Raw genomic sequence first — 17,787 nt, 5'->3', positions numbered from 1 at the left:
GACAATGCACTCACAGGAGTGAATTTATAGAGGCAGTTGAGCGCTGCTTACTGCACGTGGGCACGGTCGGCAAGTCCTGTTTCACACCGACACCGCCATTGTTTGCTTCTCCTCGGCAACCGCCGTCCTCAAGGAGGAGCAGTGAAACTCGCGTCATTACTCAGCCTGGTGCTGACCGCCGGGGCGGTGACCGTCTTCGCGACGGGCACCGCCGCACAGGCCGCTCCAGGTGTGACTCCGCCCAACGTCAGTCTGACGCTCGGGCCCGGCCAGTCGGCCGACGTCGCCAAGCACGTCGAGACCGCGCCGGTGCCGCCGAAGCCGGACATCGTGTTCCTCGCCGACACCACCGGCAGCATGTTCGACCCGATCACGGACGTGCGCACCAACGCCGCGTCCGTCATGGGCCAGATCGCGGCGGCACAGCCGAGCGCGCAGTTCGGTGTCGCCGAGTACAAGGACGTCGACGACTTCGCGCCGTTCACCGTCCGCCAGGACATCACCGCGAACCAGGCCGCGGTCCAGGCCGGGATCGACCTGTGGAACGCCGACGGCGGCGGTGACCTGCCCGAGGACAACCTCAACGCGCTGTTCCAGCTCGCCAACGGCGCCGTGCACTTCCGCGACGGCGGCACCCGCATCATCGTCATCTTCGGCGACGCCCCGTCGCACGACCCGAGCCTCGGGCACAGCCTCACCGAGACCATCGCCGCGCTCAACGCCGCGCACATCCGCGTCGTGGCCGTCGACGTCGGCGGCATGAACGCCGGCGGCCAGGCCCAGGCGATCACCTCCGGCACCGGCGGCGTGTACCTGCCGGACGTGCCCGCCGACCAGGTGAGCGCCGCGATCCTCGCCGGCATCCAGGCGATCCAGGTCAAGGTCACCCCGGTGCCCTTCGACTGCAGCGCCAACCTCGCGGTGAGCTTCGCGCCGGCGGAGAAGACCGTCGACAGCGGCGCGACCGCCGACTTCACCGAGCACGTCACCGTTGCGGGGGGTGCCGCGCCCGGCACGTACACGTGCAAGGTCGACTTCAAGGTCGACGGGGTCAGCCAGGGCGCCGCCTTCGTGCAGACGCTGTCGGTCAAGGTCCTGAGCCTGTCCATCAACGACGTCGTCGTCGACGAGAACGCGGGCAACGCCACCTTCACGGTCTCGCTGTCCGGCCCCGCCACGGACCCGGTCAGCGTCAACTTCGCCACCGCCAACGGCAGCGCCACCGCCGGTGCGGACTACACCGCCGGCGCCGGCACGGTGACGTTCACGCCGGGGCAGACCAGCCGGCCCGTCTCGGTGCCGATCATCAACGACGCGGTCGACGAGCTCAACGAGACGTTCACCGTCAACCTGTCCGGCGCCGTCGGCGCCGGGATCACCGACGGCAGCGGTCTCGGCACGATCGTCGACGCCGACCGCAACGGCACGTTCTCCTGCACGGCGCAGGTGCTGCGGGTCGGCCCGCTGTCCTCGCCCGCGGCGAACCCGGCGAACGTCCCCTGCGCCGACGACAGCAAGGTCCTCGCCCAGCTCACCCTCAACTCGGGTCTGATCAAGGTCGAGTCGAAGACCCTGGACGCCAACACCGCGCTGACCCCGGACAACCTCAACACCGCGCCCGCGGCCGGGGACAACGGCACGGCCAAGGCCACGGTCGAGTCGGTGAAGATCACCGTCGGCGGGATCGCCCCGGTGACGATCGAGCTCGGGCTCATCCAGGCCACCGCGTCGGCGACCTGCGCGTCCGGCCCCGGCGGCCTGGCGCCGGTGCTCACCGGTGCGTCCAGCATCGCGTACCTGAAGATCAACGGCCTCTCGGTGGCGGTCGGCAGCGCGCCGCTCACCGTGCCGCTGGTGGTCGGCGCACTCAAGCTCAACGCGACCACCACCACCCCGACCAGCGTCACCCAGCAGGCCGTCGTCCTCGACACGCTGCTGACCGACGTGGTCATCAGTGAGGCGCACGCCGACATCCACGGCACCGCCGTCAACCCGACCGGCAACCCCTGCCGCGTCTGACCTTCCCGCCCCGCGCGGCCCGTCCCGGCCAGGGGCGGGCCGTGGTCTTCGTCACCGCGCGGCCCGTCCCTGCCAGGGGGCGGGCCCGTGGTCCTCGTCACGGGAACATTCGAGGGCCCGCCGCTGTTGACCATGGTTTGTGACCGAGATTCCGCTTTCCGTCCTTGACGTCGCGCCCCGGGCCGCCTACGCGTCCACCGGTGATGCCCTGCGCAACACGACGGAGCTGGCCAGACGCGTCGAGGCACTCGGATACCGCAGGTTCTGGGTCGCCGAGCACCACAACATGCCGGCGATCGCGAGCTCCTCACCCGCGGTGCTGCTGGCGCACCTGGCCGCCGCGACGTCCACGATCCGCGTCGGCTCCGGCGGGGTCATGCTGCCCAACCACGCGCCGCTCGTCGTCGCGGAGCAGTTCGGCACCCTCGAGGCCCTGCACCCGGGCCGCGTCGACCTGGGCATCGGCCGGGCACCCGGCACCGACCAGTACACGGCGCTCGCGCTGCGCCGCACCATGGACGGCCTGTCGGCGGAGAACTTCCCGGAAGAGCTGCAGGACCTCATCGCCTACTTCACCGGCGACGACGAGCAGCAGCGCATCCTCGCCTCACCCGGGCGCGGCGACAAGCCCGACGTGTGGCTGCTCGGCTCGAGCGGCTTCAGCGCGCAGCTGGCCGGCCTGCTCGGGCTGCCGTTCTCCTTCGCGCACCACTTCTCCAGCGCCAACACGCTGCCGGCGCTGAAGCTCTACCGCGACAGCTTCCGGCCGTCGCAGTGGCTGGACGCCCCCTACGCGATGGTCGCCGTCAGCGCGGTCGCCGCCCCGACCGACGAGGAGGCCGAGTTCCTCGCCGGCCCGAGCCAGCTGTCGTTCCTGCGGTTGCGCTCCGGCCGTCCGGAGGCCATGGCCACGCCGGAGGAGGCGGCGGCGTACCCGTACAGCGACCGGGAGCGCGAGTTCATCCTCGATCGTCGCGACGGCCAGGCCCTCGGCTCCCCTTCGACCGTCCGTGAGCAGCTGACCGAGCTGCTGCGGCGCACGGAGGCCGACGAGTTCATGCTGACCTGCATGGTGTACGACGTCGATGCCCGCGCCCGCTCGTTCGAGCTGATCCGGGAGCACGTCGCCCCGCACCTCACCCGGTAGCGGCCATCCGGCGGGTCAGCTCGGCGGCCCGCTTGAGCTGCACGGCACGGGCCTGGCGCAGGACGTACCGCCGCAGCAACGACGGCGACTCGACCGTGATCGACTCGGTGACCTCGGTGCCGTCTCCGGACGGCGTCAACGTCACCGCGGCCCGTAGCCGGACCCGGCCGGGGGAGACGACCGCGCTCACCACCGAGGGCGCCTCCGGGTCGAGGGTCATCGTCACGCGGATCGGGTTGGTGTAGAAGCGGAAGCGTTCCAGCGCCACATAGGTGACCTGGTCGCCGTCGGTCCGCACGTCGCGGACGGCGACGACGAGCGGGGACAGCCCCACGTAGGAACGCGGGTCGGCCAGGTGTGCGTAGACCGTGGCGGGCCGGGCGGCCACGGCGAACGTGTGGGCGAAGGCATCGACGGGCATGGCCCCAGACGGTAGCGTGGCCGATCTACCGGCGGTCGGCCTCTCCCGGCAGATGGCCTTTCCCGGCGGTTGGACGGATGGCGATCGCCGCGATCATCGGCGAGGATGGCGGACGATCTTGCGTGTGGCGCGCAAGCGGCTGGCTGAGCGAGGTGAGGCGAGTTGAACAAGACCTGGGTGCGGCTGCGACCGGTGGTCGAGAGCGATCTGGGGATGTTCCGGAGGTTCGTGACGGAGCCCGGACTGGCCGGACCGGCCTGGTCGGGTTACCGCGAGCCGACCGGCCCGGCCAGGCGGTTCGCGGAGGACGGCTTCCTCGGCGAGCACGACGGCCGGCTCATGGTCGAGGCCGACGAGACCGCCGCCGGCTTCGTCAGCTGGGAGGCCAGCGGCAGCGGGTGGTCGCGGTACTGGAGCATCGGCATCATCCTGCTGCCCGAGTGGCGCGGCCGCGGTGTCGGCTGGCGGGCGCAGACGCTGCTGTGCGACTACCTGTTCGCCAACAGCGCCGCGCCGCGGATCGAGGCCCGGACCCAGCCGGAGAACATCCCCGAGCAGAAGGCCCTGGAGAAGGTCGGGTTCCTCAGCGAGGGCATCCTGCGCTCCGCGGAGTTCCGCGACGGCGCGTGGCGCGATGTCCTGGTCTACGGGAAGCTCCGTGGAGACCGATAAGCGTTCGTTCTTCGTGTACGAGGTGTACGTGGGCTCGGTGCTGCGCCATCTGGTGTCTCCTCTCGAGCCGGACGACGTGGCCGGGCACGGGCTGTCGGCGGAGGCCGTCGTCGGGCTCCTCGCCGTCGGGGTCGACGGCCCGGGCGCGATGCAGCCCGACCACTTCGAGGAGAACCCGACGTTCGTGCGGTTCCTGCACGAGACGATCGCCGACGACATCTTCGTCGTGCACGGCCTGCGCGAGCAGGCCGCGCTCGTCGACGGGCACGGCTGGGTCGACGTGCTCGACGCCCGCACCCCCGACCTCACCGGCGACGTCCCTTCGCACGACGTCATCGGCAGTGTCGAGGTGCGCGACGGGATGCTGGTGCCGATGTCGTACCGGCCGAACGACGCGCACCGGCTGCTCACCGAGGAAGGCTTCTTCCAACTGCCGGAGGAGCTGGAGATGGCGCTGCTGAAGCGGCTACGCTTAGCCAATCGTCACGAGCTGGACACGTAATGTGTGGGTGCTGCTCTTCGCGGGCCTCGCCGTGCTGGCGCTCGCCTGTGAGGGCGGCGGCACCGCCGGACCCGCCCCTTCCGGTGCCGCCATGTCCATGGCGGCCCTGGGCGACTCGGTGACCACCGCCTTCTCCTCCTGCCTCGCGCCGGCCCCCTGCCCACGCAACTCGTGGTCCACCGGCGACGGCACGCGGGTCGACAGTCATTACCGGCGGTTGCGGAAGGCCAACCCGGGCCTTCGCGGCCACAACGCCGCCGAGGACAGGGCCCGCGCGGACGCCCTCGCCGGGCAGGCCCGCACCGCCGTCACCGCGAAGGCCGCCTACGTCACCGTCCTCATCGGCGCCAACGACGCGTGCCGCCCCACCATCGCCGACATGACCCCGGTCGACACGTTCCGCCGCCAGGTCGACGACGCCCTCGCCGTGCTCAAGCAGGGCCTGCCGCAGGCGCGGATCCTCGTGGTGAGCGTCCCGGACATCTACCACCTCTGGGAGATCGGGCGCACCAGGGACGTCGCGGTGAAGGCCTGGTCCTTCGGGATCTGCCAGGCGCTGCTCGCCGCGCCCACCTCCACCGCGCCCGCCGACACCGCCCGCCGCAAGGCGTTCCGGGAGCGCATCGACGCGTACAACACCCAGCTCGTCGCGGCGTGCAAGGCCTACGGCGCGCGGTGCAAGGACGACGGCGGCGCGGCGCACCGGGTCGCGTTCAGCCTCGACATGGTCAGCGCGCAGGACTTCTTCCACCCCAACGCGGCGGGGCAGAACGCGCTCGCCAAAGCCACCTGGCTCGGGACGCCGGACTGGTGAACCGCTGTGTCTTTCCCCCGCGGGCGCTAGGCTCATGTTTTTGGTTTAGGTGGGTGTTGCTTCGATGAGCGCTGACCCCTCTGTCTGGCGGGTGAAGGGGATGCCCCTGGCCCCGGCCACCGGGCACGGACCCCTCGACGGCCTGCGGGTCGCGGTCAAGGACCTCTTCCAGGTCACCGGCTTCGCCGTCGGCGGCGGCAACCCCACCTGGCTCGCGTCCGCCCTGCCCGCCGCGGCCGACGCCCCCGCCGTCGCCCGGCTGCGCGCCGCGGGCGCCACCATCCAGGGCATCGTCCACACCGACGAGCTCGCCTACTCCCTGTCGGGCACGAACGTCCACTATGGTGCCCCGCCCAACCCGGCGGCACCGGACCTGGTCACCGGCGGCTCCTCCAGCGGCCCGGCCTCGGCGGTCGCGACCGGCCACGCCGACATCGGCCTCGGCACCGACACCGGCGGCTCGATCCGGGTCCCCGCCGCCTGCTGCGGCCTCTACGGCCTGCGCCCCACCCACGGCGCGGTGCCGACCGACGGCGTCCTGCCGCTCGCACCGTCGTTCGACACCGTCGGCTGGATCACCGCCTCCGCCGCGACCCTGGCCCTCGTCGGCTCCGTGCTGCTGCCCGACGGCCCAGCCTCGCCGCCGTCCCGGCTGCTGGCCGTCGACGCCGCCGCGCCGGCGGCCGCCCAGTTCGGGCTGCCGGTCGCTCCCGTCACACTGTCCACCTGGGACGACCCGGATCCGTTGCTGCTGGCGTTCCGGCAGGTGCAGGCGGCCGAGGCGTGGCGGGCCCACGGCGAGTGGATCGCCGCCCACCCGCGCGCCCTCGCCGTCGACATCGAGGACCGGTTCCGCTTCGGCGCGAGCATCACCGCCGCCGAGGAGAGCGCGGCCCGGGCCTACCTGGCGGAGCAGCGGGCCGCGCTGCTGGACCTCCTCGCCGACCGCGACGCCTGGCTGGTCCTGCCCGCCGGCGGGCCGGGCCACCCGCGCGAGCTGAGCCCCGTGGCCCGCGACACGTGGCGCCGCGACACGCTGCGGTGCGCGGTGCCCGCCAGTGCGTTCGGGCTGCCGAGCATCTCCGTGCCCTCCTCGGTGGACCCGCCGGCCGGGATCGCCGTCATCGCGCCGCCCGGGCACGATCTGGGGCTGCTCGCGCTCGCCGCCTGACGGGGCGTCCGGAGGAGATCGACTCGTGCATACTGTGCCGCCGACCCTCTGTCCGGAGCACATGATGAGCGACCCCTTCGACGGGCTGGAAGAATGGGCCAAGCAGGCCGAACGACGGGCGAAACGGGCCGATCGCCACCGGCGGCTCCGCCTGCTGTTCCGCTTCCGGCGGCCCCGCCCGGGGTTGCGCCTCCGGCGGCCGCGGGCCGTCGCGTGGGTCGCCGGCATTGTGATCGCCGTGTTCCTGCTGGCGGCCACGGTGCAGGCGTACCTTCCGGGTGCCTCTTCCGCTGGCTCCTCCTCCGCCTATCCGACGCAGGCGGTGCCGTCCGGGGTCTCGGCGACCACTTCGGCGAGCGCGGCGCCCACCGACGCCTTCGAAGGCACCCCGGCCGCGACCTACCCGAAGGGCGAGGCCGGGATCACCCTGCCGCCGGCGACCGCCGTCACCGGGTTCACCGCCGCCCAGGTCGACGCCGCCCTGCAGCAGGTCCGCAAGGCCCTCGTCGCCGGCCGGTTGGACCAGAAGATGCTCGTCGGCCACGACCCGTCGACGTTCCTGGCGTTGCTCGCCCCCAACTCGGCGAAGGACGTCAAGACCTGGTTCGACGGCGCCAGCTTCAGCTCCCTCGCGACCTGGATCGACCCCGCCGTTCACCTCGACCCCGACGAGGAGGTCCGGGTCAGCGGGCGGGTCACCTTCGCGTCCGCCGTCGTCGACGGGATCCAGACCCTGCAGGTCACCACGAACTTCGCCTGGGTCTACGCCTTCACCGGCGACACCCGGAACCCCCTGGCGGTCGCGCACGACCAGATCCGCTGGGACTTCCCGGCGACCGGCCGCCTGCGCGCCGGCGACAAGGGCATGTGGATCGGTGACACCGACGGCTACCGGGCCTGGGTCGACTGCGCCGCGGCCCGCAAGGGTCTGCTGGCCCCGACCCGGCCCGCCACCGCACCCACCCCGAACCCCAGCGACACCGAGGATCCCAACGCCTATCTGCAGGCCGACCACGCCCTGGACATCATCGACGACTGCGGCCCGCCCACACCGTCCCCGACTACCATGGCCTGACATGGACGACATCGAGCTCAGGTCCGTGCGGGACGATGACGTGGAGACGTTCTTCGTCCACCAGCAGGACCCATCGGCGGCCGAGATGGCGGCGATGACCCCACGGGACCACGCCGCGTTCGTCGCCCACTGGACCCGGATCCGCGCCGATCCGTCCAACGTCCTGCGCACCGTCCTCGCCGGCGGCGAGGTGGCCGGCAACGTCGTGAGCTGGGAGCAGTCGGGACAGCGACTGGTCGGCTACTGGATCGGCCGGGAGCACTGGGGCCGCGGCGTCGCCACCGCCGCGCTCGGGCGACTGCTGGAGGTGCTGCCGGACCGCCCGGTGCACGCATACGTGGCCGTCGCCAACGCCGGCTCGATCCGGGTCCTGCGCAAGTGCGGCTTCCACCCGGCCGGCCCACCCGTCACCGGCGACGACGGCATCGCCGAGCTGCTGTTCACCCTCTCGTGATCGCTACCATGCGATCATGGCGCTGTTGCACCGGGCGGACCTGACGCCGTCCAAACTCGAACTGCTGAACGCGTGGCTGCCCACCCGGAGCTGGTACACCGGCCCCGCCGAACCCGACCTGGCGAAGGTCGGTGCGTTCCGTCTGGACGATCCCGCCGGCGCGGTCGGCGTCGAGACGATGCTGGTCCGGGCCGGCGACGGGCCGGTGCTGCAGGTCCCGCTCACCTACCGCGACGCCCCGCTGGCCGGTGCCGAGCGCTGGCTCATCGGCACCACCGAGCACTCGGTCCTCGGCACCCGCTGGGTGTACGACGCCGCCGGCGACCCCGTCTACGCCGCCGCCCTGGCCACCATCATCCTCACCGGGGCCGGTCAGGCCGTCGAGGAGTTCGAGGTCGACGGCGTCCGGCAGGCCCGCGCCAACGAGCTGCAGGCCACCGGCAGCGGCCGCGCCGGCGCCGCGGTCCCCGCCGTCACCGGGGTCCTTCGGGTGGCGGACACCGACCCGACGCTCATCGCAACGGACTCCCTCAACCTGACCGTCATCCGGGTCCTGACGGATGACCCGGCGGTTCCGGACGGCGCGCCCACGCTCACCGCCACCTGGCCGGGCAGCGTCACCGCGCGCCTGCTCGCCTGTGCCGGGTAGGGCCGCCCTGAATGTCGGCCTGCCCGGGTGCGTGTCGCCCTTGCGGCACGCACTCAAGCGCATCGTCTGGACCCTGGCGGCGACCGCCGGCCTGATCGCCGTCACCGCCGCCCCCGGCACCAGCTTCAACCACTCCGAGCCGTTCCTCGACGCGTAGCTCTGCGGCCGGGCGGGCCTGCCTTGCGCTTGGGCGGGCCTGCCTTGCGTTTGGGCGGACCTTCGCCGCGCGGCGGCGGTTGCATCTTGGTGCGGCGGCGGTTGCAGCTGGTGCGGCGGCGGGAGCACGCCGGGTTGAGCCGGGCGCAGGGGGCGCGGAGCCGCGCGTACGCCGCCCGGGCCGGCACCGTCCTGGCCCACGCACTCGGACCTCGGCACCCGTTCACGCTGCGAGCGGGTGCCAGGTGACCCACGGCCGGGCCCGCGTGCGGGATGCTGTCGGGGTGACCGGTCTTCGAGTGCTCCGCGGCGGCTCCGGCGCGCCGACGGTCCTGCTGCTGCACGGCCTCGGCGCGACGGCGGACGTGTGGGACGGCCTGACCGCGCTGCTCGACCGGGCGTGGGTGGCACCCGACCTGCCGGGGCACGGAGGTTCGGCGTGGCTGGACGGATACACGTTCGGCACCGTGGCCGACGCCGTCGCCGGGCTGGTCGACCCGCGCGGCACCGTCGTGGTCGGGCACTCGTTCGGCGGGGTGATCGGGCTGCACCTCGCCCGCGTGCCCGGGGTCCGCGCCGTCGTCGGCCTCGGGATCAAGGTCGCCTGGACCGGCGGGGAACTCGACCGTGCCGCCGCTCTGGCCAGGAAGCCGCCGATCATCCACCCGACCCGGGAGGACGCCGCAACCCGCTTCCAGCGGGTCGCCGGCCTCGTCGGCCTGCAGGATGACGTGCCCGCCGCGGCGCTCACCCGGGACGGCGACGGCTGGCGGACCACCCACGACCCGAGGACGTTCGCGGTCGGCGACCCCGCCGTCGCCCCACTGCTGGCCGCCGCGCCCGTCCAGGTCGTCCTCGCCCGTGGCGAGCACGATCCCATGGTCAGCCGGGACCAGCTCACGGCGCTGGTCCCGGACGCCGTCGACCTCCCTGGCCTCGGCCACAACGCCCACGTCGAGGCCCCCGCCGCGTTGCTGCCCGTCCTCGCCCCTCTCCGCTGACATTCCCGAGCCACGCACCCAGGAGGCAAGGCCGGCTGGGCTGCCGCCCCTTCTCGGCCCTCTCCGCTGACAGCCTCGAGCCACGCACCCAGGAGGCAAGGCCGGCCGGGCTGCTGCCCCTTCTCGGCCCTCTCCGCTGACAGCCTCGAGCCACGCACCCAGGAGGCAAGGCCGGCCGGGCTGCTGCCACGGGCGATGGTGCCGGCGGGCCGTGCGGGTGTTTTCCGGAGCGGTGCCGCAGGCCGCCTGATCTACGATCGTGCCGGTGCGGATCATGTCCTGGAACGTGTGGTGGCGCTTCGGTGACTGGCGTGCCCGGCACGAGGCGATCCTCGCGACGCTGCGGGCCGAGCGCCCGGACGTGTGCGGCCTGCAGGAGGTCTGGGCGGTTCGCGACGGTGAGCACCAGGCTGAACTGTTGGGCCGCGAGCTCGGCATGCACTGGACGTACAGCCCGTCGCCGATGCCTGGCCGCTGGCACTCGCGGATCGGCGACACGGGCGTCGACGTCGGCAACGCGATCCTGAGCCGGTGGCCGATCGGCGCCACCGCGATCGGGGACCTGGGCGGCGAGGGCCGCACCGTGCTGCACGCCCGCGTCGACGCGCCCGACGGCCCGATCCCCGTGTTCACCACCCACCTGGACTCCAGCCCGGCCGGTTCGGCGGGCCGCTGTGCGCAGGTCGAGCGGCTGCTGCCGTTCGTCGCCGCGCACAGTGCCGGCGACCACCCGCCGGTCCTCACCGGCGACTTCAACGCCGAACCCGACTCCGACGAGGTACGCCGCGCCGGCGGGCACCTGACCGCGCCGGTCGTGCCCGGTCTCGTGCTGGTGGACGCATGGCGGTACCACGACGGCACCGAACCCGGTTGGACCTGGGACCGCCGCAATCCGCACGTCGCCGGCCACGGAGCGCCGAACGCCCGGATCGACTACATCATGGTCGAGTTGCGGGGTCCCGGGCGCGGCTGCGTCGACCGGGTCCACCTGGCCGGCACCGGCCCGCACCGGGGCGTCTGGCCGTCAGACCACTTCGCCGTGGTCGCCGACCTGCGCTGAACCCGCGTCGAAGCCCGCGTCGCCGTTCGCGCCGGCCGCGGCGAGCTACTGTCGGGCGCACGGGAGGTCGGCATGGCGACGATCGCGATCATCGGTGACGTGGGCGGCTGTGCGCTGCAACTCGCCACCGCCCTGGAAAGCCTCGACGCCGAGCGTGCCGAGGGCGGCGAGGGCGGCGGGGCCCGTGCGGCCGGCGAGGCCGGCGACACCGTCGTCATCCAGGTCGGCGACCTCGTGGACCGCGGGCCGGACAGCACCGGCGTGCTCGACCTCGTCCAACCCAGGATCGACACGGCGCCCGGCCGTTGGATTCAGCTCGCGGGCAACCACGAGGCGCAGTACATCGGCGGGATGACCTTCTGGCCCGAGCGGCTCGACGACGCCGACGCCCAGCGGCTGCGCGCCTGGTGGCTGCGGGACCGGATGCGGGTCGCGGCCGCGGTGCGCACCGCCGCGGGGGAGGAGCTGCTCGTGACGCACGCCGGGCTCACCGTCGCGGCGTGGCGGGAGCTCGGCGGACCGGTGACCGCCGCGACCGCCGCCGACCTGCTCAACACCAGGCCGGAGCCGCTGCTGTGGGCGGACCGGGGCCCATTGTGGGCGGAGCACGTCGCCGCGTCGTGGCTGGAGGAGCACGAGCCGATGCCGTTCTCGCAGGTCCACGGCCATTCGTCCATCGTGGACCATCAGCGCCGGGTGTGGCGCTGCCCGGAGCGGGTCCGGCAACGGTCCACTGTGGACTGGGTGGCACGACACACGACGACCAGGGTGAGCGGCGCCCGGGTCATCGGCGTCGATCCGAAGCACGGCCGGCTGGGCGCACCGGCCTGGGCACCGTTGCTGCTGCCCGGTGCCGAACTGCTGTGACCGCCGGCGGTCTCCCAGTGGTGGCCGGGCAGGACTCCGACCTTCCCTGCTGGGTTGTGGTCCGTCCCACCCGGCCGCTGACAGACCTTGATCGTGTGATTGCAGGGCTGGTCGGAGTCCTTACCCGACCGCCACGGCGGCCTGCCGCCCGGCGACCGCCACGGCGGCCTCGGCGAAGGCGCGGATGACGACGTGGCACCGGGTCCCGTCGCCGGCCAGCTCCGGCTGGAACAGCGTGCCCAGCAGGAACGGATGCCCGTCCAGTTCGGCGACCCGCATCTCGCCGTCGTCGTCGAAGCCGGTGAACTGCAACCCGTGCCGGGTCAGCTCCGGCAGGTAGTCGCGGTCCAGTCCGTACGCACAGTGGTACCGCTCCACGGACCGTTCGACGCCGAACACCCGCTCGGCCAGCGAGCCGGGAGTCAGGTTGACCGCTCCCTCGTGGCCGACGAGCGAACACGCGAGGGGCACGATGACCTGCCGGTCGGCGTCGGGGTCGGACTCGCCGTGGCTGGCGTCGGCGATGCCGCAGACGTTGCGGGCGAACTCCAGCAGCAGATGCTGGAACCCGCCGCACGTGCCGAGGAACGCGATGCCGCGCTCGCGGGCGATCCGCACGGCGTGCAGGGCGCCCTCCTCGCTGAGGTACGGGCTGCCGGGCAGCAGCCAGATGCCGTCGAACCCGGCCAGGTCGGTCGCCGCCGCGTCGGGCGTCGGCACCCAGTACGCGTCGATGCCGATGCCGTGCTGCGCGCGGAGCACCTCGAACAGCCCCGGGATCCGGGTGTGGGAACGGACATGAGGGGAGCGGTCGCCGACGAGGGCGACGCGGGCCGTGCGGGTCGCTGTCATGCCTTCACTGTCCCGCCGTGGGGTCCATCAGTCCAACAACACATTTGCGTACCGAGATAAGCAATACTGATGTCGTGGACCCGCACCTGCTGCGTACCTTCGTCACCGTCGCCGGCACGAGGTCGTTCTCCGCCGCCGCGCAGGAGCTGGGTTACACGCAGTCCGCGGTGTCGCAACAGATCGCCGCGCTGGAGTCCGACCTGGGTGCCACGCTGTTGCACCGCCGGCCGGTCGCGTTGACGGATGCGGGCGCGCGGCTGCTGGAGCACGCCGGCCCGATCCTGCTGCGGTTGAGCGCCGCCCGGGCCGACGTGGTCCGACTGTCGGGGGAGCCCGCCGCAACGGTCGTGCTCGGCGCCACCCCGTTCGCCGGCAGCACCCGGGTCGCCGCGGTGCTCGCCTCCGTCCAGCGGGCGATGCCCCGCGTGCGGTTCACGCTGCTGCTCACCGGTCGCGACGCGGTGGCCGCGGGCGTCGCCACCGGCACCCTCGACGTCGGGCTGGTCGACGGCGTGACCGCGCCCAGTGACCCGTTGCCACTGCCCGATGCGGGGCAGCTGGCGACGTCGGTGCTGGTGGAGAACACCGCTGTCGTCGCGTTCCCCGCCGGCCACCCGTTCGCCGGTCGCCGCTCACTCGGGCTCGCGGACCTGGCCGACGCGACCTGGATCGACGCGCCCGACGTGGCCACGCCATTGCCGCAGCTCCGGGCCCTCGCGCACAGCGGCGGCTTCCGCGACGGCTTCTGCTACCCCGGCACGGACACCGCCGGCCTGCTCGCCCTCGTCGCGGCCGGCGCCGGCCTGGCGCTGCTGCCCGGCCCGGTGACGCACCCGGGCGTCGTGGGCGTCGCGGTCACGCTGCCGCGGCTCGTCCACCGGGTGGAGCTCGTGCACGGCTCGCTCACCCCGCCGGCCCGCGTCCTCGCCGAGGCGTTCCGGCCGTGACGCGGGACCTGATGTCCCGGGCGAATCCCGACGGTGCCCAGCCGCGCAGGACGCCGCCGTGGGCGATGCCGGGTCCGTATCACTGGTGGAGTACTCGTGTGCGGGCACCGGCGTAATATGGTTCGCCGGTGGATGCCAAAACTGACGAGTTGAGGGCGGCGCACGATGTGCTGGCGGAGTTCTATGCCGACCGGCTGGCCGGAGCCCTGCAGAGCATGCCCGTCGATCGGGCGGTGCTGAGCCTGTTCTGCGAGTTGACCCTTGCCGCGTATCTGGGCAGCAGCGTGGGGGCCGTCGGTTGCGGGACAGGGTTGCTCGCGCCCTATCTGGCGGCCAAGGGTCTGTCTCCCCACGGAGTAGACCTCTCGCCCGAGATGGTCCGCGTGGCGCGGCGTGAGTATCCGGACTTCGCCTTCGACGTCGCCGACTTGCGGGATCTGCCGTTCGAGGATGCCTCGTTGGCAGGGGTGGCCTGTTGGTATTCGCTGATCTTCCTCGCACCTCAGGACAGGGCGGTCGCCTTCAGCGAGCTCGCCCGGGTGGTCAAGCCCGGGGGTTACCTGGTGACCGCGTTCAAGGCCGGTGACGGCAAGGTCCGGCGCGCCGGTCGCAGCACCGGCCTCGGAGTCGAGTTCGATGCGTACTGGCTGTCGCCGGAGGAGATGGAGCAGCGGGTCACGGAGTCCGGCTTCGCGACGGTGTTCTGGGGCGGTCGGCCTGCAGGGGGACAGGAATCCACCCCGCAGGGTTATTTGCTGGCTCGGAGAACGTGAAGCCGGCGTGGAAGCCAGGGCTGCGGAGTTGGTGGCTGCCGAGCAGTAGGTAGGTGGGTGTCGGGGCCGGACAGGTCGTGCAGGACGTCGTTGGTGTGTAGGCGGGAGATCCGGGCGGATCGGTTCGAACCCGAACCTAATCGTCGTTGCCGTCGGTCGTCAGGCGGGGCTCGCCGTCGACGCAGGTGACCTGGGCGCGGACGTCGCCACCGCCACTGCGGGCCTTGAACCGCAACGAGGCGACCGCCGCCGGCCCCCGCTGCACCCGCTCGGCCTCGAACCCGGCATTGGGCGCCCACGAACGCAAGGTCACCAGCCCCGCCTCGCACGCCGCCACGATCGTCCCTCCCGGGGTCGTCAGGGCCCGCACGACCCCGGTCGGGACCGGCGCCGCCGTGGACGCCGAGGCGGTTGGCGGCGTGGGCGGGGGCGGCGTGGGACCTGAGGACGACGCGGCCAGCCGCGCCTCGACGTCGGCCTCGCTGTACGGCGCGTCCGAGGTGCCGAAGATGCCCTGCCGCATCGAGCCGACCGCCCAGGTCGCCACCGCCGTGGCCACCGCGACGGTCAGCAGCCACGCGGCGCCCGCGAGGACCCACCGTCGTATCGTCGCCATGCTGACCACTATCCACCGCCGATGGCTAAGAGATGGTTAACCTCGGCCTATGGCGAAGGTGTTGATCGTGGAGGACGACGGGACGATCCGCACCGGCATCGTGCGGGCGCTGACCGGGCGCGGCCACGTCGTGGTGCCCGCCGCGACCGCGATGGACGGGCTCAAGCTCGCCGTCGCCGAGGCGCCCGACGTGGTCCTGCTCGACCTCGGCCTGCCGGACCTCGACGGCCGGGAGGTGCTGCGGATGCTGCGCGCGGTCAGCCGGGTGCCGATCATCGTGGTCACCGCGAGGCGCACCGAGGGGGAGATGGTCCGCGCGCTGGACGCCGGTGCCGACGACTACGTGGTCAAGCCGTACGGTGCCGAACAGATCGACGCCCGGATCCGGGCCGTGCTGCGCCGCGCCGACGGTGGATCGTCAGGACCCGAACGGGACCCGGCGCTCGACGTCGACGGTGTCCGCATCGACCCGCGGGCCCGGACCGCGACGCTGGACGGCGTGCCGCTGGACCTGACCCCGCGCGAGTTCGACCTGCTCTACCACCTGGTGTCGCGGGCCGGCGAGGTGGTGGGCAAGCGGGAACTGCTGACCGAGGTGTGGCAGCTGCCGTACACCACGGCGGACAAGACCGTCGACGTGCACCTGTCGTGGCTGCGCCGCAAGCTGGGGGAGACCGCCCAGGAACCACGCCGGCTGCACACGGTGCGCAGGGTCGGCGTCAAGTACGGGCTGCAGCCGTGAGGTGGCGCCTGGCGCTGCTCGTGGCAGCCGCGATGTCGCTGGTGCTGCTCGCGTTCCTGGTCCCGCTCGCGCTGCTGCTGCGCGGTGTCGCCGCGGACCGGGCCGTGTCGGCGGCCACGACCCAGGCGCAGTCCCTGGGCGTCCTCGTCGCCACCGCCGACCCGCAGTCGCTGCGCCTCGCCGTCGAACAGGTCAATGTGGACGCCCGGCGGCCCGTCACCGTGTACCTGCCGGACGGCACCGTCGTCGGGCCGGCGGTCGGCCGTACCCCGGCGGTGTCCCTCGCCGCTCGGACCACGACGCTGTCCGTCGAGCACGCCGACGGCCGGGAGGTCCTCGTCGTCGTGCAGGGCCTGCCGGAGGGCACCGCCGTCATCCGGGTCTTCGTGCCACTGGCGGAGCTGCGCAAGGGGGTGGCCCGCGCGTGGCTGGTCCTCGCGCTGCTCGGCGTCGGCCTGCTCGCCGTCGGGGTCGCCGTCGCGGACCGGCTCGCTGTCATGGTGGTGCGCCCGATCCGGACCCTGGCAACGGTTTCCGACGCACTCGCCGGCGGAGACCTGGACCGCCGGGCGCCGGCCGCGGTCGGACCACCGGAGGTGCGGGCGGTCGCCGCGGCCCTCAACCAGCTCGCCGCCCGGATCCGCGACCTCCTGCGGCACGAACGCGAACGCGTCGCGGACCTGTCGCACCGGATGAGGACCCCGATGACCGCACTCCGGCTGGACGCCGAAGGACTGCGCGACCAGGCCGAGGCGGCCCGCATCCTTGCCCATGTCGCCGCCCTCGACAGCGCCGTCACCACCGTCATCGAGGACACCCGCCGCGAGCGTGACCTGCCGTCCTGCGACGCGACCGCCGTCGTCGCCGAGCGGATCCGGTTCTGGACCGTGCTCGCCGAGGACCAGCAGCGGCCGGTCGAGACCGACCTCCCGGCCGGCCCGCTGCCCGTCGCGGTCTCCGCCGCCGACCTGGCCGCGTGCGTGGACGCGTTGCTGGGCAACGTCTTCGCCCACACCGAGGAGGGCGTCGCCGTCGCGGTGACCCTCGACCCGCGCCGGGTCCTCACCGTGCAGGACGCCGGCCCCGGGTTCGACCCGGCCGCCGGCGCGCGCGGGGTCAGCGGTGCCGGCTCCACCGGGCTGGGCCTGGACATCGCGCGGCGCACCGCCGAGGCCGCCGGCGGCACGCTGACCGTGGACCGGGCACCGCTCGGTGGTGCGCGGGTCACGGTCACGTTGAGCGCGTTAACCGAACCTTAGGGTTGCCACAGCACCCCGATATCGCCGGGCGCTGGAACGTGGTTCCTGCAAGAGCAGAACAACCACGGAGGTGTACGGCAATGCGCAAGCTCATCATCATCACCGCAACCGTGACGGCGGCACTGGCCATCGGCGGCACGGCGCTCGCGGCGTCAGGCCCGTCGGGCGACGACCGGCCGGCCCGCGTGTCCACGTCGGACAGCCCGTCGGCGTCGGCGTCGGCGGACGACCACGGCGTGCATCCCTCGGCATCGCCGTCGGCGTCCAGCGACGACGCGACCGCGACCCCGTCGGCATCGGCGTCTCCGTCCGCCGACGACCACGGCGGCAACCGCACCACGGGCTCCGGCAACAGCGGCTCCGGCAACAGCGGCTCCGGCAACAGCGGCTCCGGCAACAGCGGGTCCGGATCCAGTGGCCATGGCGGCGGGGATGACGGCCCGGGCCACGACGTCGGTGACGACCACGGCAGCGGCGGCCACGGCTCGGACGACGGGCCGGGCCACGACGTGGGCGACGACCACGGCGGCGACCGCTGACCAACCCGAATCGGGGGCGGTGGCGGCGGTTGAACCCGAACCGGGGCGGCG

The 17,787-nt window shown here is 73.1% G+C and carries 20 protein-coding genes; 17 read left to right on the top strand and 3 right to left on the bottom strand.

The genetic code is table 11. The features are described 5' to 3' along the window. Positions 1-141: 141 nt before the first annotated feature. Together Dsi01nite_RS38360 and Dsi01nite_RS38355 are read left to right on the top strand one after the other, a co-directional pair. Positions 142-2,019 (top strand): Calx-beta domain-containing protein, encoded by a 1,878-nt coding sequence (locus tag Dsi01nite_RS38360; protein ID WP_203851290.1) that lies wholly within the window; start codon positions 142-144, stop codon positions 2,017-2,019. A 139-nt stretch (positions 2,020-2,158) separates the two neighbouring features. After that, positions 2,159-3,166, top strand: coding sequence for an LLM class flavin-dependent oxidoreductase (locus Dsi01nite_RS38355; protein ID WP_203851289.1), 1,008 nt, complete (start codon positions 2,159-2,161; stop codon positions 3,164-3,166). Here the strand turns inward: Dsi01nite_RS38355 and Dsi01nite_RS38350 are convergent. Then, the gene (locus Dsi01nite_RS38350) at positions 3,156-3,587 is read right to left on the bottom strand and encodes an SRPBCC family protein (RefSeq protein WP_203851288.1); all 432 of its coding nucleotides are present in this window, start codon (positions 3,585-3,587) and stop codon (positions 3,156-3,158) included. The two genes, Dsi01nite_RS38355 and Dsi01nite_RS38350, sit on opposite strands and share 11 nt — an antisense overlap. 162 nt (positions 3,588-3,749) lie before the next feature. On the opposite strand from Dsi01nite_RS38350, the gene Dsi01nite_RS38345 reads away from it, so the two are divergent. The 10 genes from Dsi01nite_RS38345 to Dsi01nite_RS38300 all read left to right on the top strand — a co-directional run bounded on the left by Dsi01nite_RS38345 (position 3,750) and on the right by Dsi01nite_RS38300 (position 12,008). Then, positions 3,750-4,259, top strand: a complete 510-nt coding sequence (locus tag Dsi01nite_RS38345; protein WP_239136474.1) for a GNAT family N-acetyltransferase — start codon at positions 3,750-3,752, stop codon at positions 4,257-4,259. Next, positions 4,246-4,761, top strand: a complete 516-nt coding sequence (locus tag Dsi01nite_RS38340; protein ID WP_203851287.1) for a hypothetical protein — start codon at positions 4,246-4,248, stop codon at positions 4,759-4,761. The genes Dsi01nite_RS38345 and Dsi01nite_RS38340 overlap by 14 nt, the downstream gene beginning before the upstream one ends. Before the next feature lie 7 nt (positions 4,762-4,768). After that, on the top strand, positions 4,769-5,575 hold the full coding sequence (locus tag Dsi01nite_RS38335; RefSeq protein ID WP_239136473.1) for a GDSL-type esterase/lipase family protein: 807 nt from the start codon (positions 4,769-4,771) through the stop codon (positions 5,573-5,575). A gap of 64 nt (positions 5,576-5,639) precedes the next feature. Further along, a complete protein-coding gene (locus tag Dsi01nite_RS38330) occupies positions 5,640-6,746 on the top strand; it encodes an amidase family protein (protein WP_203851286.1) in 1,107 nt (368 codons plus the stop codon). A gap of 64 nt (positions 6,747-6,810) precedes the next feature. Then, complete coding sequence (locus Dsi01nite_RS38325; RefSeq protein WP_203851285.1) at positions 6,811-7,821, top strand: hypothetical protein; 1,011 nt, start codon at positions 6,811-6,813, stop codon at positions 7,819-7,821. A gap of 1 nt (position 7,822) precedes the next feature. After that, the gene (locus Dsi01nite_RS38320) at positions 7,823-8,275 is read left to right on the top strand and encodes a GNAT family N-acetyltransferase (RefSeq protein WP_203851284.1); all 453 of its coding nucleotides are present in this window, start codon (positions 7,823-7,825) and stop codon (positions 8,273-8,275) included. A gap of 16 nt (positions 8,276-8,291) precedes the next feature. Then, positions 8,292-8,924 carry a CG0192-related protein gene (locus Dsi01nite_RS38315; RefSeq protein WP_203851283.1) on the top strand — a complete coding sequence of 211 codons (633 nt, stop codon included), beginning with the start codon at positions 8,292-8,294 and terminating at the stop codon, positions 8,922-8,924. Positions 8,925-9,364: 440 nt separating this feature from the next. Next, positions 9,365-10,081, top strand: coding sequence for an alpha/beta fold hydrolase (locus tag Dsi01nite_RS38310; RefSeq protein ID WP_203851282.1), 717 nt, complete (start codon positions 9,365-9,367; stop codon positions 10,079-10,081). A 274-nt stretch (positions 10,082-10,355) separates the two neighbouring features. Continuing rightward, a complete protein-coding gene (locus Dsi01nite_RS38305; RefSeq protein WP_239136482.1) occupies positions 10,356-11,141 on the top strand; it encodes an endonuclease/exonuclease/phosphatase family protein in 786 nt (261 codons plus the stop codon). Positions 11,142-11,213: 72 nt separating this feature from the next. Beyond that, positions 11,214-12,008 carry a metallophosphoesterase gene (locus tag Dsi01nite_RS38300; RefSeq protein ID WP_203851280.1) on the top strand — a complete coding sequence of 265 codons (795 nt, stop codon included), beginning with the start codon at positions 11,214-11,216 and terminating at the stop codon, positions 12,006-12,008. Positions 12,009-12,128: 120 nt separating this feature from the next. Here Dsi01nite_RS38300 and Dsi01nite_RS38295 read toward each other — a convergent pair whose 3' ends face one another. Further along, positions 12,129-12,860 carry a CTP synthase C-terminal region-related (seleno)protein gene (locus Dsi01nite_RS38295; protein ID WP_203851279.1) on the bottom strand — a complete coding sequence of 244 codons (732 nt, stop codon included), beginning with the start codon at positions 12,858-12,860 and terminating at the stop codon, positions 12,129-12,131. A gap of 74 nt (positions 12,861-12,934) precedes the next feature. Here Dsi01nite_RS38295 and Dsi01nite_RS38290 point away from each other — a divergent pair, with 74 nt between their 5' ends. Together Dsi01nite_RS38290 and Dsi01nite_RS38285 are read left to right on the top strand one after the other, a co-directional pair. Beyond that, complete coding sequence (locus tag Dsi01nite_RS38290; protein WP_203851278.1) at positions 12,935-13,807, top strand: LysR family transcriptional regulator; 873 nt, start codon at positions 12,935-12,937, stop codon at positions 13,805-13,807. Positions 13,808-13,935: 128 nt separating this feature from the next. Further along, positions 13,936-14,580, top strand: a complete 645-nt coding sequence (locus Dsi01nite_RS38285) for a class I SAM-dependent methyltransferase (protein ID WP_203851277.1) — start codon at positions 13,936-13,938, stop codon at positions 14,578-14,580. Positions 14,581-14,716: 136 nt separating this feature from the next. Here Dsi01nite_RS38285 and Dsi01nite_RS38280 read toward each other — a convergent pair whose 3' ends face one another. Then, positions 14,717-15,196, bottom strand: a complete 480-nt coding sequence (locus Dsi01nite_RS38280; protein WP_203851276.1) for a hypothetical protein — start codon at positions 15,194-15,196, stop codon at positions 14,717-14,719. 49 nt (positions 15,197-15,245) lie between these two features. Between Dsi01nite_RS38280 and Dsi01nite_RS38275 the strand changes: the two genes are divergently transcribed. The 3 genes from Dsi01nite_RS38275 (at position 15,246) to Dsi01nite_RS38265 (ending at position 17,736) form a co-directional block, all read left to right on the top strand. Continuing rightward, complete coding sequence (locus tag Dsi01nite_RS38275; RefSeq protein WP_203851275.1) at positions 15,246-15,938, top strand: response regulator transcription factor; 693 nt, start codon at positions 15,246-15,248, stop codon at positions 15,936-15,938. Then, complete coding sequence (locus tag Dsi01nite_RS38270) at positions 15,935-17,197, top strand: sensor histidine kinase (protein ID WP_203851274.1); 1,263 nt, start codon at positions 15,935-15,937, stop codon at positions 17,195-17,197. Before Dsi01nite_RS38275 ends, Dsi01nite_RS38270 begins: the two co-directional genes overlap by 4 nt. Before the next feature lie 80 nt (positions 17,198-17,277). Continuing rightward, positions 17,278-17,736, top strand: coding sequence for a hypothetical protein (locus Dsi01nite_RS38265; protein WP_203851273.1), 459 nt, complete (start codon positions 17,278-17,280; stop codon positions 17,734-17,736). Positions 17,737-17,787 lie beyond the last annotated feature (51 nt).

It is taken from the genome of Dactylosporangium siamense (assembly GCF_016862795.1).
Classification (GTDB): domain Bacteria; phylum Actinomycetota; class Actinomycetes; order Mycobacteriales; family Micromonosporaceae; genus Dactylosporangium; species Dactylosporangium siamense.
The sequence above is the reverse complement of the archived record's forward strand: the minus strand, read 5'-3'. Positions and strand labels throughout refer to the sequence as shown.